This is a genomic window from Roseomonas elaeocarpi, from assembly GCF_042433915.1.
In the GTDB taxonomy this organism is placed as follows: domain Bacteria; phylum Pseudomonadota; class Alphaproteobacteria; order Acetobacterales; family Acetobacteraceae; genus Roseomonas; species Roseomonas elaeocarpi.
Genome location: NZ_JBHLUN010000012.1, coordinates 101,834 through 122,040, shown reverse-complemented (window position 1 = coordinate 122,040; position 20,207 = coordinate 101,834). Strand labels below are relative to the sequence as shown.

The following is a 20,207-nucleotide window of genomic DNA, read 5'->3' as shown; positions in this document are numbered from 1 at the left end:
ATGTTGTTGCCGCGACCGTTGCGCATCTTCCCGCCACTCCGGCGTGCCGGGGAAGCAGCACCCTGCGCTTGGCCCCGGCGGTCGTCACGATCGCCCGACGGGACCGCGCCGCCGCAACAGGGTGCAGCCCCGGCACGCCGGCTCGTTGCGCGAGGCGGAGGCACCAGGATGGGCGTGAGCTACGGCACGGTCGGAACAGGTCATCTGAGCGGCACGGACGGGAACCGCGTGATCGACGGCGGGCCGGTCGCGAACTTGGAAACCGGCACGCTGAGCGGCCCCGGCGGCAAGGACCGGCAACCCGGCTGGGGCGGCAGCAATGCTGGTGGAGTGGGCAACGACGCGCTGACCAAGGCCGGCGACGGTGCCACGCGCTTCACCGGGGGCGACACGCTGCGGCCCGGCGACCGGACGCCCAAGGTGGCCTGCTACGCCACCGGAACCCTGATTACCACCGCGCGGGGCGACGTGGCGGTGGAGGAGCTGCGGGTCGGCGACCTCGTGCAAGTGGTGTCGGGCAAGGGCGGCTGGAGCCCGGTGACCTGGATCGGCCGGCGCGACGTCGACCTCCTGCGCCACCCGCAGCCGGAGCGGGTGTGGCCGGTCCGGGTGCGGGTGGGCACGTTCGGGCGGGGCTGGCCGGACCGCGACCTGATCCTGTCGCCCAACCATGGACTGTGGCTCCGTGGCCTGCTGGTGCCGGTGCGCTTCCTTCTCGACGGCGTCTCGGTCGTGCAGGAACGCCACGAGGCGCGGATCACCTACTGGCATGTCGAGCTGCCCCAACACGCGGCGATCCTGGCCGAGGGGCTGCCGGCGGAAAGCTACCTCGACACTGGCAACCGCAGCAGTTTCAGCAACGGTGGCGTGGTGGTGCGGCAGCATCCCGACTTCGACGACGGCCCCAGTCTCGACGGCCCCGGCAACCGGCGCCTGGCACCCAGGATCGAGGCTGGGGACGAGCGGCTCGGGCCGATCCGCGACAAGATGCGCGCGCCTCGCACGACCCGGCGCCGCCGGAGGCAGGGGGAGGGCTGAGCGGGCCGGGCGCCGCCGCGCGGGGGAGGGCCACCTGGGAGAGGGGCTGCCGTCGGTCCTGCGAGGCGGCTCCCGGGCCGGCGCCGCGCTGCGTCGGCTGTCGGCCGGCCCGGCGCGGGCCCGGCATGACCTGGCCCCCGAAATCGGATCCCCGAAATCCGGCCCCGGACATCCACTCCCCGAAATCCAGTCCCGGACATCCGGCCCTCGGGGCTTCGGCCCCGGCGGCGATGCCCGGCCCCGTGACCGAGAGGCTCCGCCGGCAGCGGGTTTCACGCCGCTTTCGCTTGACCGCGCGGCCCCCGATCCCCGACGCTCCACCCCGATGCAACGCCGCCCGCCCTCAGGAGTCGCTTGACCCCCGCCCGAGCGGGTCGCACATGCGCGCCGCAACCCGGCCAGCTTCCGCCGGGTGGAGAGGATATTCTGCGCGCATGACCGAGGTTCTGGCCCCCATCGCCCCGGCTGGTATCGTTGAGCCCACCGCTTCCGACCATCGCGATCGCCACGCCTCGGCCGCCGAGCCCGCCGGGCGGCCCGCCGCGGGGCAGCCCGTGACCGACGAGGCCGGCGTCACGCTGCCGGCCGATCTTCGGGTGCCGGGCGCGCGGACCGATGCCGCCCAGCCCCGCCGCAAGCTGCTGATCCGCACCTGGGGCTGCCAGATGAACGTGTACGACAGCGCGCGGATGGCCGACGTGCTGGCGCCGCTGGGCTACGCGCCGACCGAGGACGCGGCAGAAGCGGACATGGTGGTGCTCAACACCTGCCATATCCGCGAGAAGGCGGCGGAAAAGGTCTTCTCCGACCTCGGGCGCCTGCGCGTCACCAAGGAAGCGCGCGCCGCCGAGGGGCACGAAACCATCATCGCGGTGGCCGGCTGCGTCGCCCAGGCCGAGGGCGCCGAGATCACCGCCCGCGCCCCCTGGGTGGACATGGTGCTGGGGCCGCAGACCTATCACCGCCTGCCGGAGATGGTGGCCCGTCTTTCGCGCGCGGCGGGGCAGGTGATCGAGACCGACTTCCCGGCCGAGGACAAGTTCGACCACCTGCCCGAGAGCGGCGCCTCGCAGGGGCCGGTCGCCTTCCTGACGGTGCAGGAAGGCTGCGACAAGTTCTGCTCCTTCTGCGTCGTGCCCTACACGCGCGGCGCCGAGTTCTCACGCCCCGCGGAGGCGATCCTGCGCGAGGCGCGGCGCATGGTGGCGCAGGGCACGCGCGAGATCGCGCTGCTCGGGCAGAACGTGAACGCCTACCATGGCGAGGGGCCGGATGGCCGGACCTGGAACCTGGCGCGGCTGGTGCGCGCGCTGGCCGAGATCCCGGACCTCCCGCGCATCCGCTACAGCACCAGCCACCCGCGCGACATGGACGACGACCTTATCGCCGCCCATGGCGAGGTGCCGCAGCTGATGCCCTTCCTGCACCTGCCGGTGCAGTCGGGCTCGGACCGCATCCTGCGGATGATGAACCGCGGCCACGACGCCGCGCTGTTCCGCACGATCGTGGAGAAGCTGCGCCGGGCGCGGCCCGACATCGCGCTGTCGTCGGACTTCATCACCGGCCATCCGGGCGAGACGGATGCCGACTTCCGGCAGACCATGGACCTCGTGCGGGAAACCGGCTTCGCGCTGGCTTATTCCTTCAGCTACTCAGCGAGACCCGGCACGCCGGCCGCCACCATGGCGGGCCAGGTGCCCGAGGCCGAGCGCCACGCCCGGCTGCTGGAACTCCAGGCGCTGCTGCGCGAACAGCAGGACCGCTTCAACGCCGAGACGGCCGGGCGGGTCTGCGACGTGCTGGTGACCGGCCACGGCCGCCGCCCCGGGCAGTTGCAGGCGCGCTCGCCCTGGCTTCAACCCGTTCACTTCTACGCAAACGCAGACCTGATCGGACGGGTCGCGAGGGTGCGCCTCGAGGCTGCACTCACCAATTCTATGTCCGCAACATGCCTTGCTCAGGAGCGAGCCACCGCTTGAACACACCCCTCTCGTCGGTGGGCATCGCCCTCCGGACGGACCCCCAGGCCCTTGCCCGTCCCATCCTGGCCGATGCCGGCCCGGGCACGCGCGCCGTGTCGCTCACCTTCGACGACAACGCCCTGTTGCCGCTGCTGCTCGGCCAGCATGACCGGCACATCGCGCGGATCGAGCAGAAGCTGGGCGTCAGGATCGCGGCGCGCGGCAACCGCGTGACCGTGACCGGCAGCGGCGGCGCCACGGAAGCGGCGGAGAACATCCTCCGCGGGCTGTGGTCGCGGCTGCGACGGGGGGAGGTGCTGAACCTGAGCGAGATCGACGCGGCGCTGCGCTTCGCCGAGGCCACGGCCGGTGACGGGGACGGGGCGGGCGAGAACCCGCGCCTGCCGCTGCGCGACCTGCCGGCCATCCGCACCCGCAAGGGCGCCATCGCCCCGCGCTCCCCGGCCCAGGCCGGCTACATGGAGCAGCTGGCGGCCAACGAGATGGTGTTCGGCGTCGGCCCCGCCGGCACGGGCAAGACCTACCTCGCGGTGGCGCAGGGCGTCGCGATGCTGCTGGCGGGCCAGGTGGACCGCATCGTGCTGAGCCGCCCGGCGGTGGAGGCCGGCGAGCGGCTGGGCTTCCTGCCCGGCGACATGAAGGAGAAGGTCGATCCCTATCTCCGCCCGCTCTACGACGCGCTGCACGACATGCTGCCGGGCGACCAGGTGACGCGGCGCCTCGCCTCGGGCGAGATCGAGATCGCGCCGCTGGCCTTCATGCGCGGCCGCACGCTGGCGCATTCCTACGCCATCCTGGACGAGGCGCAGAACACCACGCCGGCGCAGATGAAGATGTTCCTCACCCGCATGGGCGAGGGCACGCGCATGGTGATCACCGGCGACCCGTCGCAGGTGGACCTGCCGCCCGGCCAGCCTTCGGGCCTGGTGCAGGCGCTGGGCGTGCTGGAGGGTGTCGAGGGCATCGGCGTCACGCGCTTTGCCGAGGGCGACGTGGTCCGTCACCCGCTGGTGGGCCGGATCGTTGCCGCCTATGCCCGCTTCGATGCTAAGGATGGCGGCTCAGCCGGAGCCATGAGGGCGGGCCGGCGTGGGAAGGATCGGGATGGACCCGTCGAGTAGTAACCCCGGCAGCGAGGCCGGGGAGATAGAAGTCGTTGTTTCCGAGCCGCGATGGCGGGCCGCCGTGCCCCGTGCCTCGCGGCTCGCACAGGAAGCCGTGCTCGCGGCGCTGCGGGCGGAAGGGGTGCAGGGCGCGGTCAACGTGTTGCTGACCGACGACCGCGAGGTGAAGCGCCTGAACGGGCTCCATCGCAGCAAGAACAAGCCCACCAACGTGCTGAGCTTCCCGGCGGAGATGCCGGGGTTCCTGGGCGACATCGCCCTGGCGCTGGGCGTTGTCCGGCGGGAAGCGCGGGCAGCCGGCAAGCCGCTGCACGCGCACCTGGCGCATCTCGTGGTGCACGGCGCGCTGCACCTCGTGGGGCACGACCACCTTCAGGCCGGCGAGGCCCGGCGCATGGAGCAGGCGGAGGCGCGCATCATGCGCCGGCTGGCCCTGCCCAATCCCTGGCGCGGGGTATTCTGAGCGATGAGCGAGAATAACGGACAGGGCCAGGACCGCGGCCTCCTCTGGTGGCTCGGCGCGCTGACCCGCAAGAAGGAGGCCGAGAGCGTCCGCGAGCGCTTCGAGGCGCTGGTGGACGGCACCGAGGAACCCGGCGAGGAAGGCGAGCTCCCGGAGCTCGACGCCGGGGAGCGGCTGCTGCTGCGCAACGTGCTCAAGCTGCGCGGCAAGACGGTGCTCGACATCATGGTGCCGCGCGCCGACATCGTGGCCATCCCCGAAACGCTGACGCTGGAGGAAGCCATCGCGCTGATCCAGCGCGAAGGCCACAGCCGCTTCCCGGTGTACCGGGAAAACCTCGACGACGTCGTGGGCATGGTCCACATCAAGGACGTCTTCGCCTCGGTGGGGCGGGAAGAGCCGTTCAGCCTGCAGGCGATCCTGCGCAAGCCGCTGATGGTGGCGCCGCAGATCCCGGTGCTGGCGCTGCTGCTGCAGATGCGCATCGCCCGCGTCCACCTGGCGCTGGTGATCGACGAGTACGGCGGCATCGACGGGCTGGTGACCATCGAGGACCTCGTGGAAACCATCGTGGGCGACATCGCCGACGAGCACGACGAGGAAATGCAGCCGCAGCTGGTGGAGCGCCCCGACGGCACCTGGGACCTCGACGCGCGCATGCCGATCGAGGCCTTCGAGGCGCAGATGGGCTCGGTGCTGACCCCTGAGGAGCAGCACCAGGACATCGACACGGTGGGCGGCCTCGTCTTCACCCTGGCCGGGCGCGTGCCCACCAAGGGGGAGCTGGTGTCGCACTCCTCGGGCCTGGAGTTCCGGGTGCTGGAATCCGATCCGCGCCGTATCCGCCGCCTGCGGGTGCGACGCGCGGCGCCGGAAGCGCCGGAAACCCAGGAAGCGGCGGAGTAGCGCGGGAGGCCGCCGCGGGCTGTTGTTGCGCCCGCGCTGCCAGGAGGCGCTGCCTCCTGGACCTCCGCCGGGGAGCCTGAGGCTCCCCGGACCCCAGCATTCCGCTGCCGCGCGCCGCTGGGGCGCTCAGAGCCCCAGGGTCAGCTGTTGCAGCGGCACCGCGGCCTCGCCCTCGAGGTTCGACAGCGTGATCCCCAGCAGCCGCACGCCGCGCGGCAGCGGGAAGACGCCCTGCAGCAGCTCCAGCCCCGCCTGTTCCAGCCCCGTCGCGCCCGTGACCGGCGCCACCGAGCGGCTGCGGGTGATCTGCCGGAAGTCGGCGAACTTCACCTTCAGCGTCACGGTGCGGCCGGACACGCGGTGGCGCTCGCAGTGCTGCCAGACCTTGGCCACCAGCGGGCGCAGGGCGTCGCGCATCTCCTCGAACTGGCTGAGGTCGCGGGCAAAGGTGTTTTCCGCCCCCACCGACTTGCGCTGCCGGTCGGCGCGCACCGGCCGGTCGTCCAGCCCGCGCGCGATGGCGTGGTAGTGGTTGCCAGCCTTGCCGAAACGCTCCTGCAGAAACAACCGGCTCTGCGCGCGCAGATCGAGGCCGGTGTGGATGCCCAGCGCCTGCATCTTCTCGGCGGTGCGCGGGCCGATGCCGTGGAACTTGCCCACCGGCAAGTCCTCCACGAAAGCGGGGCCCATGCGCGGGGTGATCACGAAGAGCCCGTCCGGCTTGCGGTGGTCGGAGGCGAGCTTGGCCAGGAACTTGTTGTAGGACACCCCGGCCGAGGCGGTGAGGCCGGTCGCCTCGCGGATGGCGGCGCGGATCTCCTCGGCAATGCGCGTCGCTGAGGGGATGCCCGGGATGTTCTCGGTGACGTCCAGGTAGGCCTCATCCAGCGAGAGCGGCTCGATCAGGGGCGTGTAGCGGGCGAAGATCGCGCGGATCTCGGCCGAGATGGCGCGGTACACCTCGAAGCGCGGCGCCACGAAGACGAGGTCCGGGCACAGCCGCCGAGCCACGGCCGAGGACATGGCGGAATGCACCCCGAAGCGCCGCGCCTCGTAGCTGGCCGCCGCCACCACGCCCCGTTCGCGCGACCCGCCGACCGCCAGCGGCCGGCCGCGCAGCGCCGGGTCGTCGCGCTGTTCCACCGAGGCGTAGAAGGCATCCATGTCGACGTGGATGATCTTGCGCATCGGCGGGACGGGGGCGGCTACGGCGGCCCCTTCAACGGCTTCGGCGGCGGCGATCAGTCGCGGGGCTCCGGTCGGTGGCGGGCGCGGCGGAGTTTAAGGGTTTCGGGCTGCGCGGTCATCGCTTCGGACGCCCGGCCGTTCCAGATTTGTTCGCCAGATGTGTTCGGGGGTGTTGCCGGACCGTGAGGGAGGCGGAGGCCGCCGCGCCTCAGGCCGCATCCTGCAGGCGCTCGGCGTTGCGGGCGATCACGCTGGCCAGCGCCGCGGCCGGGCCGCGCAAACGACTGGCGCGGCCCATCAGTACGAACTCGACCTCTTCCAGCGGCGGCAGCTCCGGACTGCGGAGCTCCACCAACTCGCCCCGCAGCAGCAGGCGCGACTGCGCGGAAACGCCCAGCCCCGCCTGCACCGCCGCGGTCAGCCCGCTGAGGCTGCCGCTGGAACACGACACGCGCCAGGACCGCCCGGCCCGCTCCATCGCCTCCACCGCGAGGTTGCGGGTGATCGAGCGCGACGGGTAGACCACCAGTGGCACAGGTGCTGCGGGGTCCACGACGGTGTCGCGCGCCCCCACCCAGGCCAGGCGTTCGCGCCAGACGAGGCGGCCGCGCTCCTCGCCCGCGCGGCGCTTGGCGAAGATCAGGTCCAGCTCGCCCGCTTCCAGCCCGTCATGCAGGGTGCTGCTCAGCCCCACCGTCAGGTCGAGGTCCACCAGCGGGTTGGAGCGCACGAATTCCCGCAGGATGCCCGGCAGGCGGGACAGCACGAGGTCCTCGGAGGTGCCGAAGCGCAGCCGCCCGCGCAGCTCCGTGCCGCGGAAAAAGGCGGATGCGCGGTCGTTGGCCTCCAGGATGCGGGCCGCGAACCCGCGCATCGCCTCGCCATCCGGGGTGAGCGAGGCGCCGTGGGTGTCGCGCAGCAGCAGCGGCCGTTCCACCGCCGCTTCCAGGCGGTGGATGTGCTGGCTGACGGTGGACTGGCGCAGGCCCAGCCGGTGCCCCGCCTCGGTGAAGTGGCGGGTTTCCGCGACGACGAGGAAGGTCCGCAGTAGAACAGGGTCGAGGTCGGCCATGGCCATCACGATACGCGATGGCTGTTAACGCTGTCATTGCCGCGCTGCATGGCGCAGAAGGCGCTGAACCCCTTCTCACTGGAAAAAGGCCGCCCAGCATGGCCAGCCCGACAGCCACCCCCACCCCCACCAAGGCCTCCGCCGTGCCGGTGAAGCCGAAGCCCTCGCTGCTCGCGCGGCTCAGGATCGACCCGTACATCCTGCTGATCGTCTCGATGGTGGTGCTGGCCAGCCTCCTGCCCGCGCGCGGCGTGGGTGCGGTGGTGGTGGACGATGCCACCGACCTTGCCATCGCGCTGCTGTTCTTCCTGTACGGCGCGCGCCTGTCGCGCGAGGCGGTGATCGACGGCATCACCAACTGGCGCCTGCAGCTGACGGTGTTCGTGGCGACCTACGTGATCTTTCCGGTGCTGGCACTGGGGCTGAGCTACGCCATGCGCCCGATCCTGGGGCCTGAGCTGGCGGCGGGCATCGTGTTCCTGGGCGTGCTGCCCTCCACGGTGCAGAGCTCGATCGCCTTTACCTCGATCGCGCGCGGCAACGTGCCGGCGGCGCTGTGCTCGGCCTCGCTGAGCAACCTCGTGGGCATCGTGCTGACGCCCGTGCTGGTGGGCTTCCTGATGACCACCACCAACGGCGCCGGCGTGTCGCTGGGGGCGATCAAGGGCATCATGCTGCAGCTGCTGCTGCCCTTCGTGCTGGGGCAGCTGGTGCGGCGCTGGATCCTGCCCTTCCTGAACCGCCACAAGCAGGTGGTGGGCTACGTGGACCGCGGCTCGATCCTGTTCGTGGTCTACGGCGCCTTCAGCGAGGGCGTGGTGAACGGCCTCTGGCACCAGGTGGACGCGCTCAGCCTCGTGGAGCTGCTGATCGCCAATTCCGTGCTGCTGGCGGTGGTGCTGGGGATCACCCATTTCGCCGGCAAGCGGCTCGGCTTCAACCGCGAGGACCGGATCACCATCCTGTTCTGCGGCTCCAAGAAGAGCCTGGCCAGCGGCATCCCGATGGCGAGCCTGCTGTTCCCGGCCAGCACCGTCAGCCTGATCGTGCTGCCGATCATGCTGTTCCACCAGATCCAGCTGATGGTCTGCGCCGCGCTGGCCGCCCGCTGGGGGCGCGAGGCCGCCGCGGCGGAAGCGGCGCGCTCCGCCCGCGCTCTGAACGAGGCACCGCCGGCACAGGCGATGCCGCAGCCGGCGGTGCCCGGCCGCGCCTGAGGGGTGAAGCTGAGGGGCCGAAGGTGCCGCGGGTCCCGCCGGAAAGGGCGGGACCCGCGCCGCGCTCAGCCCTGCACGATCCGCACCTCGAGGTCGCTCAGCCCGTCGACCTGGGCGAGCAGCGTGTCGCCCGGCCCCACCTTGCCCACACCGGCCGGCGTCCCGGTGTAGATCAGGTCACCCGCCGCGATGGCGAACAGCGTCGAGAGCTGCGCCACGATCTCGGCCGGGTTCCAGATCATGTCCTTGATGTTGCCGTCGGTCACGGTGCGTCCGTTGACTGCGAGGTGGATGCGCGCGTCCCGCATCGGGGCCGCGCCCATCGGCGTGATCGGGCCGCAGGGGGCGGACTGGTCGAAGGACTTGCCGGCTTCCCAGGGCTGGCGCTTTTCCTGCGCGCGGTTCTGCAGGTCGCGCCGCGTCATGTCGAGACCGACGGCGTAGCCGTAGACGTGGCCCATCGCCTCTTCCGGCGTGATGTTCATGCCGCCCGACTTCATGGCCAGCACCAGCTCGACCTCGTGCTCGTAATCCTCGGTGCGGCTGGGATAGGCGACCTCGCCGCCGGTGCGCACCAGCATGTCGCGCGCCTTCTGGAAAAAGAACGGCGCCTCACGCGTGTCGTGGTTCAGCTCCTCGACATGGGCGAGGTAGTTGCGGCCGACACAGTAGATGCGGCGCACGGGGAACTCCGCCTCCTGCCCGTTGACCTGCAGCGTTGGCACGGGCAGCGCCGGCAGGACCAGCTGCGGCGGCGTCGCCGCGGGGGACCGGGTGGCTTGCTGCGCCACGGCCGGGCCTGTTGTCAGCGCGATCCCCAGGGTGCCCGCCCCCAGCGCCCCGAGGCCCATCGCCCCGGCGCTGCCGGCCAGGAAGTTACGGCGGTTGTTCATGGTGATCCTTCTTCTCCGTGCCAGCTCGGGCGCCGGCGTGTCCTGTCCAGCCGTTCCCGCGACCCTGCCGGACCTGCCGGATGCCGCCGCCGGATAAGGTCTTAACGCGGCAGCCCGCGAGACAGCCGGGCGCAGGGCGCCGGCGATGCGGCGCGCGCCCTTGCGCCACCCCGGTGCCGCGTTCCCCGCAGCCGGCGGAGCCGGTATGACCGTGGGCGCCGCCGCACCGGCGGAAAGGAGGGCGCAGATGGACTTCGCAGCCGAGATGGTGGGCAAGCGCGTGGTGGTGACCGGGGCGGGCGGCGTGATCGGCCGCTGGCTGGCGCGCGCCTTTGCCGAGGCTGGCGCCAGCCTGTGCCTCACTGACACGGACGTCGCCGCGCTGGAGGGCATGGAACTCGGCCCGGACGGCTTCCGCCACGCTGCCGACCTGCGCGACGCCGCGGCGATCGAGGCGCTGGCGGCGGCGGTTGCCTCGCGCTGGAACAGCGCCGACGTGCTGGTGAACAACGCCGGCGTTTATCCCAGCGCCTTCCTGCTCGACGTGGATGCCGAGGAATGGGACCGCATCTTCGACATCAACCTGCGCGCGCCCTTCCTGCTGACGCGCGCGGTGGCCAAGAACATGATCGCGGCGGGCGTGCGGGGCAGCGTGATCAACATCTCCTCCGGCGCCGCGCGCAAGATGCGCCGTACCGTGGCGCCCTACTGCACCTCCAAGACGGCGCTAGACCGGATCACCAAGGGCTTCGCGATCGAGCTGGCGGAATACGGCATCCGGGTGAACGCGCTGGAGCCCGGCTTCGCCGCCGGCAGCAGCGTCAGCCCGGTGAGCGAGACGCATGCCGCGACCACCACCGCCAACATCCCCGCCGGACGCGCCACGCGCTACGAGGACGTGCGCGATGCCGCGCTGTTCCTGGCCAGCAGCGCCAGCAGCTACATCACCGGCGCGTCGCTGCCGGTGGATGGCGGCAACTCGATCGGCTCGCTCGCGGTGTACCAGGACAAGAAGAGCGCGCTCTGATCGGAGTGGAGGCGGGGCGCTGCCGTGGCCGGGGGAGAGAAGGAATTCTCTCCCCCGGACCCCCACTCATCTTTTTTCGGGACGCTGCCGCGGGATGGTGGCGGGGTGGGCGCGATACGGCCGCCAGCGCTTCTGAAAAGAAGCAAAGCTTCCTGTCAGCTCAGGCTGACGCGTCCCTCGCTCCGGCTCGATGAGCCGGAGCGCACAGCCCTGGCCACGTTCCCGCGGCAGCGTCCTGAAAAAAGATGAGGGGAAGGGGTCCGGGGAGGGGGAGAATTCTTTCTCCTCCTCCCCGGCCACGGGCGAACCCTCCGGATCACACCGGCCGGCGCGCCCGCAGCGCCGCGGCCAGGGTGCCGTCGTCCAGCACGTCCAGCGCGCCGCCCATCGGCACGCCCTGTGCCAGCCGCGTCACCTGCACCGGCAGGTCGTGGAGGCGGTCGCCGAGGTAGTGGCCGGTGGTGGCGCCCTCCACCGTGGCCGGCAGCGCCAGGATGACCTCGCGCACGCCCTCCTCCGCCACGCGGCGCACCAGCGGCTGGATGCTCAGATCCTCTGGCCCCACGCCGCCCAGCGCCGACAGCAGCCCGCCCAGCACGTGGTAGAGGCCGCGATGCGCCCCCGCCCGTTCCAGCGCCCAGAGATCGGCCACGCCTTCCACCACGCAGACCAGTCCGCGTTCGCGATGCGGGTCGCGGCAGACATGGCAGGGCGAGGTGACGTCGAGGTTGCCGCAGGTCTCGCAGGGGCGCACCGCCTCGGCCGCGGCGCGCAAGCCGTCGGCCAGCGGCAGCATCAGCCGCGCCGGGTCCTGCAGCATCCGCAGCACCGCGCGGCGGGCCGAGCGGCGGCCATAGCCGGGCAGGCGCGACAGGAGGCCGATCAGCTGTTCGACCGGGTCGTTTACTCTCCGCTGATCATCCATCGATCGCTGACAGTTCCCTGATGTCCATGGCAGTGCCGGTCCCGTCCCATACCCCGTCATCCCGCCTGCGCGACCGGGGCGGCGGGTGCTCACCCGGAGTGGCAGCGCGGCGAGCCGGGGAGGCCGCGCGAAGGGCGCCAGGATGCTGAGCCTTCAGGAATGTAGGAACGCCGTCCCGCGGGAGAAGCCCTGGCGCATCCGCGGCGGGCGGGGATTGTGGCTTTGGCCTTGGCTCTGATCCCGGCCCCTGTGCAGCGGCGGCAGGTCCTGTTGCTGCCGGCGGCGGTGCGGAGGGGGACGCCCTGCTTCGCTGCCCCGGCGGCAGCGGAGCATAATCCGCAGCCGCGCATGGCCCCCGAGGCCGGTGCCACCCGCCTGGCCTGGAAGGGCGCGGGGCGCCCCGGTGCGGGCGGCACCGGCGGGGCGTCCTCGCGTCGCGGAAACACGCCCGTCATCACGCCTGCGGCCTTGGAGTGAGGCTGTTCATCGCTCAGGCTATGGAGGTCGCCGCATCCTCGCCGCGGGCAACGCGGTCCGATGGGGTGCGACGAAGGCAACGCAAGAAGGAACAACTGATATGGTGACGCAGGACCCGGGCGGGCTGGCGCGGCTCTACGCCGCCCTTCCCACGCCCTTCGACGCGCAGGAAGGCTTCGCGGAGACCTGCCAGCGATCGCTCGCGCGCTTCGTGCTGCGCCAGGGCATCGACGGGCTTTACGTCGGCGGCTCCACCGGCGAGTCGCTCATGCAATCCGTGGAGGAGCGGCGGGAAGGCCTGCGCGTCGTGGCCGACGAGGCCCGCGGCCAGGCGAAGCTGATCGGTCATGTCGGGGCGATCAGCACGCGCGACGCGGTCGCCCTGGCGCGCGCCTGCGCCGAGGCGGGCTACGACGCCGTGTCCGCGATCCCGCCGATCTACTTTCCCCACGGCAAGGACGCGATCACCGGCTATTACCGGGACATCGTGGAGGCGGCGCAGGGCCTGCCCCTGGTGATCTACAACATCCCGGCCATGAGCTCCGTCAGCTTCTCGCTCGCCGAGCTGGACCGCCTGCTGGCCATCCCGGGCGTCATCGGGATCAAGCAGACCAGCATCGACATGTACCAGATGGAGCAGCTCCGCCGCCGCTATCCCGGCACCCTGCTGCTGAACGGCTACGACGAGGTGTTCCTGGCTGGGATGGTGTCGGGTGCCAACGGCGGCATCGGCAGCACCTACAACGTCATGGGCGGCCGCTACCGTCGCATGCAGCAGGCCCTCGCGGCCGGGCAGGTCGAGGAAGCGATGCGGCTGCAGTCCGCCTGCAACGAGGTGATCGACCTCCTGGTGCAGGCAGGCGTCTTTCCTGGCCTCAAGTTCATGCTGCACCACATGGGCGTCATCGCCTCGCCGCGGACCCGCGCGCCGCTGCTTCCCGTGGCCGAGCAATTCCACGCGCCATTGCGGCAGACGGCAGACACGCTGATGGCGGAGATCGGCGGGAGCTGAAGCGGCCGCTGCGTCCAGCTGCGGGGTCGCAGCGCGACCGAGAACAGCGTTGACATATGTCATAAGACATAACAAGCTCGTTCCGTACGCGGGATGAGCCTCAAAGCCAACTGCCCGACGACTGAAGCAAGAACAGGGAAGGGACGACACGATGCCGCCCGGGATCACGGTCCTTCCTCGCCCATCCCGGCGCTCCGCACCTGTCAGGCGCAGCGGGGCCGCACACCCATAATCACCAGCGCGCGAGGCTGCCTATGAAAGACATCTTCTCCGTCCGCGATAAGGTCATCATCGTGACCGGCGGCCTGGGCCAGCTCGGCACGCAGTTCACCGACTGGCTCGCCCAGAACGGCGCCAGGGTGGCCGTCTACAGCCGCCGGCCTTTCACGGCAGAGGAAACCGAGCGCAAGTTCCCCGGCCTTTCGGACCGGATCCGGGTCTTCCACGCGAGCGTGCAGGACAAGGCTGCCCTGGAGGCCGCGACCGACGCGCTGATCGCCAGCTGGGGCGTGCCGCACGTGCTGATCAACAATGCCGGCATCGACTCCAAGCCCTCGGGCTCGGCCGATCAGAACGGCCCCTTCGAGACCTATCCCCGGGAATACTGGGACGAGATCATCGACGTGAACCTGACCGGCGTGATGCAGTGCTGCCAGGTGGTGGGCGCGCACATGGCCGCCAGCGGACGCGGCAGCATCATCAATGTCGGCTCCATGTACGGCATGGTGTCGCCAAACCAGGCGCTCTACGCCTATCGCGAGAAGCGCGACGGCGTGCCCTTCATCAAGGCGGTGTCCTACGCGGCGTCCAAGGCGGGGTTGCTCAACCTCACGCGCTACCTCGCGACCTACTGGGCGCCGAAGAACGTGCGCGTCAACACGGTCACCTTCGGCGGGGTGAAGACGGCGAGCTTCGATCCCGAGTTCATCGAGGCCTTCCTGCAGCGCGTGCCGCTGGGTCGCCAGGCCGAGATCGACGAGTTCAACGGCGTCGTCCAGTTCCTGTCGTCGGACGCCTCCACCTACATGACCGGCTCCAACGTGGTCGTCGACGGCGGCTTCACCGCGTGGTGAGCGGCCCAGCCGCCGCGCTGCTGCCGCCAGCCAGCCCGCGCGCGCGGCGGGCCGCGCCGTCGCAACCCGGGGCGGTCACGGCGGAGCGCGGCAAGCTGCAGGACTCCATCGTGGAGTACTACGAGGCGGAGATCTTCGCCGGCCGCCTGCCGGTCGGGACGCGCATGCCGGCGGAGGCCGAGATCGCGCGGCTCTTCGCGGTCAGCACCCGCACCATCCGCGACGCGATGCAGGTGCTGGAAACCAAGGGGCTGATCCAGCGCCGCCACGGCGAATGCGCGGTTGTCGTGCGCGACGACGTCGGCGGCTTCCTCGATTCCCTGGCGCTGACGGTGAAGCAGCTCTGCTCGAGCGATGCGCGCTACTTCGTGGAGCTGATGGACGTGCGGCGCATCGTGGAGCTCGACGTGGTGGAGCGCCTCGCCTCGTCCGGAGGCGTCGCCGGTGCCGAAGTGATGCGGGCGCTGCAGGGCATGGAGGCCGCGGCGCGTGCGGGCGATGCGGCAGGCTTCGCCCGCTGCGACGTGGACTTCCACGTCGCGCTCGTCCGCTCGGTGCCCAACAAGATCCTGCACATCCTCTACGACAATCTTTACGGGCTGATCAGCGACGTCATCCAGGTCTCGGCCCGGGTGCCGCGCAAGTCGCTGGACGATGCCTACGAGGAACATGCCGGGATCTACAGGCTGATCCAGGCCGGCGACGGACAGGCCGCGCGCTCCGCCATCGCGCAGCACATCGAGGCCAGCGCCGGCTACGTGCAGATCGCCATCGCCGCCCGTGCGCAGGAGCCGTCCGGCGCCGGGAAGGACGCGCCGCGCGCCAGGGCCGAAGAAGCTTAGGGCCCGCCAGCGATTTTCCGGCCGCTTCGCCGACGGCCGGAACTGCAACAATGCATCGGCAGCAGTTTCTTCGGCCTAAGCACAAGAAAAAACAATCAGGGAGGAAACAATGATCGGACGTAGAGGTCTCTGCACCGTCGCGGCGGGTCTGGCGATCCTGGGCGGAACCCGCCGCGCGATGGCCGAGACCAACCTAGCAACCATCCGCCAGAACAAGAAGCTGCGCGTGGCCATCGACATGGGCAACCCGCCGCACGGCATGCTGGACGGGAAGTTCCAGCCGATCGGATCGGACGTGGAAACGGCGCAGCTGCTCGCCAAGGATCTCGGCGTCGCACTGGAAGTGGTGCAGGTTCCGACACCGAGCCGGGTGCAGTTCCTGCTGTCCAACCGGGCGGACCTGGTGATCTCCGCGCTGTCCATCACGCCGGAGCGGCGGCAGGTGGTGGAGTTCTCCATCCCCTACGCCTCGCTCAAGACGGTGGTGGCGGCGCCCGCCGCGATGGCCATCTCCAGCTACGCCGACCTCGCGGGCCAGAGGGTCGCGGTGACGCGGGGCACGGTGAACGACCAGTACCTGACCCAGGGCGTCAAGAACGTTCCGAACGTCACGGTCACGCGCTTCGAGGACGATGCGACCACCAGCACGGCGATCACCAGCGGCCAGCTGCAGATCTACGCTTCCTCGCTGCCGCTGATCACGCAGCTGAAGCAGACGAACCCCTCGCTCGACCTCGCGGTCAAGTTCACGATGCACGGCTTCCCCATCGGCATCGCGCTCCGCAAGGACGATCCGGAGTTCAAGGCCTATCTTGACAACTGGGTGACCACGAACCTGCGCAACGGCAAGCTCGTGGACATCTACAAGAAGTGGCAGGACGTGGTGATCTCGCCCGAGGAACTGATCGCCTACCACGACTAGCCGGACCGGCGGTTTCCACGGCCGAGGTCGCGCCATGGCGGTGGCCCTTGCCGTCCCCGTGGTGCGGGGCCGCGCCGCGCAACGCGCCGTTCATCGCGTTGCGTGCGCAGGCTGCCATGAAGCATCCCGGGCGCATGGTGCGCACCGACGGTGTGCGCCGCTCCAGCACACCAGCGCCGCCACCCCCAGGCCAGTCACGAGCAGTGCGCTGCCCCTGCCCGGGCGCAGGGCCCAGCGCGGGCCGGCGGACAGCGCCGCCGCCGTCCCGTCCGTCAGGCCGGGACCAGTGTTTCGGTCAGCGTGCTCCAGCCTGCGTCGCGCAGGTCGCGGCGCATCGCCGCCTCGTCGCTCCAGCGGGTGTCCTCGGGCAGGCGGATGGCTTCGCAGCGCAGCGTGACCGTGTTGTCGCGGAAGGGCCACGGGTTCAGCGACCAGCGCGCCGCCGCCTGCCGGACGAGTGTCATCTTTCGGGTGCTGCCATCCTCCATCGGGGCTTCCCCAGCCTTGCTGGGATCGGCGAAGCACAGTGCGAGGGACAGGGCGTCCGTTACCGCGACCAGGGCGGAGTTCCGCGCGACCTGATCGGGTGGCGCGCCGAGCTTCTCCCTCCAGTCCGCCTGAAGCGCCTCCTCCTTGGCCGCGTTGCGGTGGATCGCGGCGCGGTCCTCCGGGGGCAGGTGCTCCGGGTCCATGTACTGGGTGTAGATCCGCGTGCCGTGCAGCGAGATGAGCAGCGCGGGCCAGAGCCCCCAGGCGGCGCGAGCCATCTCCACGCCCTCGGCCCACATCGGCGCATGCACCGCGGCGCCGAGCCGGGTAAAGGGGTGGGGCAGGCCGGTCTCCCGGTCCAGGGTGGGTGCCGTTTCCCAGCGCAGCCAGGCGATGTCGTGCTGCCCGGCGGCGAGGATGACCTCGGGCGCCGGGTCGGGGCGGGCGAAGCCGGGGGCGCCCCAGGCCGCCATCATCTGGCCGGAAAGCAGGGCGTGGGAGGGCTGGGGGATGAGGAGGCGTGTGCCGTCCTCCGGGGCGCGCAGGATCATGCAGCCTCAACGCGCGAGCAGGGCTTCGGGACACGACGTTTCCTGCCCGACCGGGCACGGAGGGGCATAGGAGCGGCTTCTGTCACAATCCCACCGGGTTGGCCGGCCCACGGCGTTCACTGGGCATATGGGCCACCTTGAGGGCGAGATGGTGCAGGCCGACCTGGGCACGGCGGTCGAACGGCGCCGCCGTGTCGGGATCGGCGACCCGCCACAGCGTCACCATGGTGGTCCCGTCGGACACGAAGACCGAAGGACAGGCCGGCACGCCGCCCGTCACCGTCCAGCCGAGCGCGTCCACGAAGAACCTCTCGACCGCGGCGAGGTCCGGCACGGCGAGGCCGACATGGTGCACGCCGCGGGTCAATGGTTCGATCATGCGTTGGCTTCCTTCAGCCGCGCCAGCTCGGCGCGCAGACTTGCATTCTCCGCCAGGAGCGACTGGAGCCCGGCCTCGATCTCGGCCCGCGTGAAGCGCGGCTCGATGTATTGCGGGCAGTTCCAGTCGAAGCCCACGACATCGATCACCAGCGCCGCCTCGGCGTCCGGAGCCGCCGGATGCGAGACCTGCTCGACCAACACGGGGTCGTCCGCGGCGGTGACGAGGCGGGCCCGGCCGATCAGCTTGAGGCGCCGCCGCGCCGGGTAGTCCATGGCGAACAGCGCCACGCGCCCACGCTCGACCACGTTGCCGAACGAGATGAACTGGCGGTTGCCCGGGTAATCCGCGAAGCCGATCCGGTTGTCGCCCAGCGGGCGGATGAAGCCGGCCGGGCCGCCGCGATGCTGCACGTAGGGCCAGCCGTCGGAGGTGACGCTGGCGAGGTACACGCTGTCGCGCGCGGCGAGGAACGAGAGCTCGCGCTCCGTCAGCGCGTCGCGCCCGTCGTCGGACGTCGCCTCCCGCCGGGCGTAGCTGGCGCGCGAACCGGCCTGCGCCTGGAAGTTCCGGGCCGCGTCGCCGAACAGGTGATGAAAGAAGGAACCTGGCATGGCTCAGGAGGTAGGCGCTTCAAGCTGCACCGAGAATCCGCCAACTTCGCAGTTCAGAATTCCACTCTGGGGAATAATCCGATGGATCGGTTCGCGGCGCTGACCACCTTCGTCGCGGTGGCCGAGCGCAACGGCTTCGCGCCGGCGGGCCGCCATCTCGGCATGTCGCCGCCCGCGGTGACCCGGACGATCGCGGCGCTCGAACGCCACCTCGGCGCGTCGCTGTTCCGCCGCTCGACCCGCAGCATCGCCCTGACGGAGGAGGGCGCCGCCTTCCTCCACCGCGCCCGCGACATCCTGGCGGAACTGGGCGAGGCCGAGCGCGAGGTCATGGGTGGCCAGTCGGCGCCGCGCGGCGAGCTGCATGTCACGGCGCCGGTGATCTTCGGCCGTTTGCATGTCCTGCCCGTGGTGACGGAGCTTCTCGCCCGTTACCGGGACCTGTCGGTGCGTCTCATGCTGCTCGACCGCAACATCCGCCTGGTCGAGGAGGGGATCGACGTGGCCGTCCGCATCGGCGAGCTGCGCGACAGCAGCCTGCGGGCCGTCGCGGTCGGCTCCGTGCGCCAGGTGGTCGTCGCCAGCCCCGCCTACCTCGCGCGGCGCGGACGACCGGCCCACCCGCGCGAGTTGTCCGGCCACGACACCATCGCGGGCGACAACGCTCGCACCGGTGCGCACTGGCGCTTCGGGCCGAGGTCGCGCGGGATGGCGGTCACCCCGCGTCTGACCGTGACCTCGATCGACGCGCAGCTCGCGGCGGTCCTCGCCGGGCAGGGGCTGGCGAATGTGCTGAGCTACCAGGCGGCCGAGGGGCTCGCCTCGGGCAGGCTGTGCAGCGTCCTCGACGAGCACGCGCCGCCGCCGATCCCGATTTACCTGATCTTCGACGCGAGCCGCGCCCGCACGCCGGCGGTTCGCCTCTTCATCGACGGCATGCGCGAAAGGGCGAAAGCCGGGAACTGGAACTGAGGAGCTGGTTCAGGAGCCGGCGCGCAAACTCCTTCGCCGGAGCCGCGCGCCGGAACGATCCCGGCCCGGGGCCGATTCAGAAACCAGGCCGGCCACCGGGCGAGCACCGCCATCCCGGCCAGTCGCCCCCGCCGAAGCGCCGGGGCGGCTGCCGGCTTGTGCGCGGATCTCAGTAGTTGATGGCTCCCCGAACGCCTCCGCCCACATCGATCGCCACGCCGTTGACCGTGACGGAACGGGGCGAGGCCAGGAAGGCGATCACCTGCGCCACCTCCTCCGCGCTGGGCAGGCGGCCCATCAGCACGTTCTCCGCCATCGCCGCCTGCACCTCTCCCACGCTGCGGCCTTCCGTACGGGCGCGCGCTTCGATCATGGCGTCCACCTTTTCCGTGCGGGTCAGGCCGGGATGGACCGTGGTGACCGCGATGCCGGTGCCCGACAACTCGTCGGCCAGGTTCTTCGCCAGGGCGACCACGGCGACGTTGCGGATGGTGCCCACCACGTCGCCGGTCCGCCGCGCGCCCAAGCCGCTGACGTTGATGATGCGGCCCCACCCAGCCCGGCGCATGGACGGCAGCAGCGCGCGGGCGCAGCGCAGGTAACCCATGACCTTGGTGTCCATGTGCGACGCCAGGGACGCCCATTCCGCCTCCGAGGGCGCGGGCACCGCCTTCTGCCCGGCGGGTTCGGCCGCGGCGTTCACCAGGATCTGCGCGCCGCCCATCTCGCGCTCCACGGTGGCCGCCATGGCGGCCACCGCGGCGTCGTCGGTGGTGTCGGCAGCCAGGCCCAGGACGCGGCGGCCCGTGTCGCGGGTCAGGTCGCCTGCCACCCGGGCGGCCTCGTCAGCGTTGCGCGACACCAGGACCACGTTGGCACCTTCGGCCGCGAGCAGCCGCGCGGCCGCCAGCCCGATGCCGCGCGTTCCGCCGGTGACCACCGCCACCTTGCCCCCAAGTTCCAGATCCATGCACCGCACTCCTGCTGTTCGCGTGGCGAAGCCCGCCAGGCTCGACGATGGAACCTGCCTGATGGGCCGAG

General features: G+C 71.1%; 20 protein-coding genes. 12 read left to right on the top strand and 8 right to left on the bottom strand.

The features are described from left to right. The first annotated feature begins 174 nt into the window (after positions 1-174). From ACFFGY_RS17105 to ACFFGY_RS17085, 5 genes are all read left to right on the top strand, one after another. On the top strand, positions 175-1,038 hold the full coding sequence (locus ACFFGY_RS17105; protein WP_377045725.1) for a Hint domain-containing protein: 864 nt from the start codon (positions 175-177) through the stop codon (positions 1,036-1,038). Positions 1,039-1,472: 434 nt separating this feature from the next. After that, positions 1,473-3,017: a tRNA (N6-isopentenyl adenosine(37)-C2)-methylthiotransferase MiaB gene (gene miaB, locus ACFFGY_RS17100; protein WP_377045724.1), complete on the top strand. Its 1,545-nt coding sequence runs from the start codon at positions 1,473-1,475 to the stop codon at positions 3,015-3,017. Further along, complete coding sequence (locus tag ACFFGY_RS17095; protein ID WP_377045723.1) at positions 3,014-4,141, top strand: PhoH family protein; 1,128 nt, start codon at positions 3,014-3,016, stop codon at positions 4,139-4,141. Before miaB ends, ACFFGY_RS17095 begins: the two co-directional genes overlap by 4 nt. Positions 4,142-4,205: 64 nt before the next feature. Next, complete coding sequence (gene ybeY / locus ACFFGY_RS17090; RefSeq protein ID WP_377045722.1) at positions 4,206-4,607, top strand: rRNA maturation RNase YbeY; 402 nt, start codon at positions 4,206-4,208, stop codon at positions 4,605-4,607. 3 nt (positions 4,608-4,610) lie between these two features. Next, complete coding sequence (locus tag ACFFGY_RS17085) at positions 4,611-5,513, top strand: hemolysin family protein (protein ID WP_377045721.1); 903 nt, start codon at positions 4,611-4,613, stop codon at positions 5,511-5,513. A gap of 126 nt (positions 5,514-5,639) precedes the next feature. On the opposite strand, the gene dinB is transcribed toward ACFFGY_RS17085, so the two are convergent. Continuing rightward, the gene (dinB, locus tag ACFFGY_RS17080; protein WP_377045720.1) at positions 5,640-6,701 is read right to left on the bottom strand and encodes a DNA polymerase IV; all 1,062 of its coding nucleotides are present in this window, start codon (positions 6,699-6,701) and stop codon (positions 5,640-5,642) included. A gap of 208 nt (positions 6,702-6,909) precedes the next feature. Then, the gene (locus tag ACFFGY_RS17075) at positions 6,910-7,773 is read right to left on the bottom strand and encodes a LysR substrate-binding domain-containing protein (RefSeq protein WP_377045719.1); all 864 of its coding nucleotides are present in this window, start codon (positions 7,771-7,773) and stop codon (positions 6,910-6,912) included. Positions 7,774-7,871: 98 nt separating this feature from the next. On the opposite strand from ACFFGY_RS17075, the gene ACFFGY_RS17070 reads away from it, so the two are divergent. Next, a complete protein-coding gene (locus tag ACFFGY_RS17070; RefSeq protein ID WP_377045718.1) occupies positions 7,872-8,990 on the top strand; it encodes a bile acid:sodium symporter family protein in 1,119 nt (372 codons plus the stop codon). Between the two features lie 65 nt (positions 8,991-9,055). Here the strand turns inward: ACFFGY_RS17070 and ACFFGY_RS17065 are convergent, their stop codons facing one another. Beyond that, positions 9,056-9,883, bottom strand: a complete 828-nt coding sequence (locus ACFFGY_RS17065) for a fumarylacetoacetate hydrolase family protein (RefSeq protein WP_377045717.1) — start codon at positions 9,881-9,883, stop codon at positions 9,056-9,058. A 247-nt stretch (positions 9,884-10,130) separates the two neighbouring features. Here ACFFGY_RS17065 and ACFFGY_RS17060 point away from each other — a divergent pair, with 247 nt between their 5' ends. After that, complete coding sequence (locus tag ACFFGY_RS17060) at positions 10,131-10,910, top strand: SDR family NAD(P)-dependent oxidoreductase (protein ID WP_377045716.1); 780 nt, start codon at positions 10,131-10,133, stop codon at positions 10,908-10,910. A 316-nt stretch (positions 10,911-11,226) separates the two neighbouring features. On the opposite strand, the gene recR is transcribed toward ACFFGY_RS17060, so the two are convergent. After that, on the bottom strand, positions 11,227-11,835 hold the full coding sequence (gene recR, locus ACFFGY_RS17055; RefSeq protein WP_377045715.1) for a recombination mediator RecR: 609 nt from the start codon (positions 11,833-11,835) through the stop codon (positions 11,227-11,229). 577 nt (positions 11,836-12,412) lie between these two features. Between recR and ACFFGY_RS17050 the strand changes: the two genes are divergently transcribed. From ACFFGY_RS17050 to ACFFGY_RS17035, 4 genes are all read left to right on the top strand, one after another. Beyond that, a complete protein-coding gene (locus ACFFGY_RS17050; protein WP_377045714.1) occupies positions 12,413-13,324 on the top strand; it encodes an N-acetylneuraminate lyase in 912 nt (303 codons plus the stop codon). 254 nt (positions 13,325-13,578) lie between these two features. Beyond that, positions 13,579-14,397, top strand: a complete 819-nt coding sequence (locus tag ACFFGY_RS17045) for an SDR family oxidoreductase (protein ID WP_377045713.1) — start codon at positions 13,579-13,581, stop codon at positions 14,395-14,397. Beyond that, complete coding sequence (locus ACFFGY_RS17040) at positions 14,394-15,239, top strand: FadR/GntR family transcriptional regulator (RefSeq protein ID WP_377045712.1); 846 nt, start codon at positions 14,394-14,396, stop codon at positions 15,237-15,239. The genes ACFFGY_RS17045 and ACFFGY_RS17040 overlap by 4 nt, the downstream gene beginning before the upstream one ends. Positions 15,240-15,348: 109 nt before the next feature. Further along, the gene (locus ACFFGY_RS17035; protein ID WP_377045711.1) at positions 15,349-16,161 is read left to right on the top strand and encodes a transporter substrate-binding domain-containing protein; all 813 of its coding nucleotides are present in this window, start codon (positions 15,349-15,351) and stop codon (positions 16,159-16,161) included. Positions 16,162-16,433: 272 nt separating this feature from the next. Here the strand turns inward: ACFFGY_RS17035 and ACFFGY_RS17030 are convergent, their stop codons facing one another. From ACFFGY_RS17030 to ACFFGY_RS17020, 3 genes are all read right to left on the bottom strand, one after another. Beyond that, on the bottom strand, positions 16,434-17,201 hold the full coding sequence (locus tag ACFFGY_RS17030; protein WP_377045710.1) for a DUF3891 family protein: 768 nt from the start codon (positions 17,199-17,201) through the stop codon (positions 16,434-16,436). An 82-nt stretch (positions 17,202-17,283) separates the two neighbouring features. Beyond that, positions 17,284-17,580 carry a VOC family protein gene (locus ACFFGY_RS17025; RefSeq protein WP_377045709.1) on the bottom strand — a complete coding sequence of 99 codons (297 nt, stop codon included), beginning with the start codon at positions 17,578-17,580 and terminating at the stop codon, positions 17,284-17,286. After that, positions 17,577-18,194: a pyridoxamine 5'-phosphate oxidase family protein gene (locus ACFFGY_RS17020; protein WP_377045708.1), complete on the bottom strand. Its 618-nt coding sequence runs from the start codon at positions 18,192-18,194 to the stop codon at positions 17,577-17,579. Before ACFFGY_RS17020 ends, ACFFGY_RS17025 begins: the two co-directional genes overlap by 4 nt. Before the next feature lie 81 nt (positions 18,195-18,275). On the opposite strand from ACFFGY_RS17020, the gene ACFFGY_RS17015 reads away from it, so the two are divergent. Further along, positions 18,276-19,166: a LysR family transcriptional regulator gene (locus ACFFGY_RS17015; protein ID WP_377045707.1), complete on the top strand. Its 891-nt coding sequence runs from the start codon at positions 18,276-18,278 to the stop codon at positions 19,164-19,166. 169 nt (positions 19,167-19,335) lie between these two features. On the opposite strand, the gene ACFFGY_RS17010 is transcribed toward ACFFGY_RS17015, so the two are convergent. Then, positions 19,336-20,136 carry an SDR family oxidoreductase gene (locus tag ACFFGY_RS17010; protein WP_377045706.1) on the bottom strand — a complete coding sequence of 267 codons (801 nt, stop codon included), beginning with the start codon at positions 20,134-20,136 and terminating at the stop codon, positions 19,336-19,338. Positions 20,137-20,207: the final 71 nt, after the last annotated feature.

Bases quoted from the DNA above. Each gene is read 5' to 3' on its own strand.
- miaB (WP_377045724.1), top strand. From the start codon at position 1,473: ATGACCGAGGTTCTGGCCCCCATCGCCCCGGCTGGTATCGTTGAGCCC.
- ACFFGY_RS17085 (WP_377045721.1), top strand. From the start codon at position 4,611: ATGAGCGAGAATAACGGACAGGGCCAGGACCGCGGCCTCCTCTGGTGG.
- dinB (WP_377045720.1), bottom strand. From the start codon at position 6,701: ATGCGCAAGATCATCCACGTCGACATGGATGCCTTCTACGCCTCGGTG.
- ACFFGY_RS17075 (WP_377045719.1), bottom strand. From the start codon at position 7,773: ATGGCCGACCTCGACCCTGTTCTACTGCGGACCTTCCTCGTCGTCGCG.
- ACFFGY_RS17070 (WP_377045718.1), top strand. From the start codon at position 7,872: ATGGCCAGCCCGACAGCCACCCCCACCCCCACCAAGGCCTCCGCCGTG.
- ACFFGY_RS17065 (WP_377045717.1), bottom strand. From the start codon at position 9,883: ATGAACAACCGCCGTAACTTCCTGGCCGGCAGCGCCGGGGCGATGGGC.
- ACFFGY_RS17060 (WP_377045716.1), top strand. From the start codon at position 10,131: ATGGACTTCGCAGCCGAGATGGTGGGCAAGCGCGTGGTGGTGACCGGG.
- recR (WP_377045715.1), bottom strand. From the start codon at position 11,835: ATGGATGATCAGCGGAGAGTAAACGACCCGGTCGAACAGCTGATCGGC.
- ACFFGY_RS17050 (WP_377045714.1), top strand. From the start codon at position 12,413: ATGGTGACGCAGGACCCGGGCGGGCTGGCGCGGCTCTACGCCGCCCTT.
- ACFFGY_RS17045 (WP_377045713.1), top strand. From the start codon at position 13,579: ATGAAAGACATCTTCTCCGTCCGCGATAAGGTCATCATCGTGACCGGC.
- ACFFGY_RS17035 (WP_377045711.1), top strand. From the start codon at position 15,349: ATGATCGGACGTAGAGGTCTCTGCACCGTCGCGGCGGGTCTGGCGATC.
- ACFFGY_RS17030 (WP_377045710.1), bottom strand. From the start codon at position 17,201: ATGATCCTGCGCGCCCCGGAGGACGGCACACGCCTCCTCATCCCCCAG.
- ACFFGY_RS17025 (WP_377045709.1), bottom strand. From the start codon at position 17,580: ATGATCGAACCATTGACCCGCGGCGTGCACCATGTCGGCCTCGCCGTG.
- ACFFGY_RS17020 (WP_377045708.1), bottom strand. From the start codon at position 18,194: ATGCCAGGTTCCTTCTTTCATCACCTGTTCGGCGACGCGGCCCGGAAC.
- ACFFGY_RS17015 (WP_377045707.1), top strand. From the start codon at position 18,276: ATGGATCGGTTCGCGGCGCTGACCACCTTCGTCGCGGTGGCCGAGCGC.
- ACFFGY_RS17010 (WP_377045706.1), bottom strand. From the start codon at position 20,136: ATGGATCTGGAACTTGGGGGCAAGGTGGCGGTGGTCACCGGCGGAACG.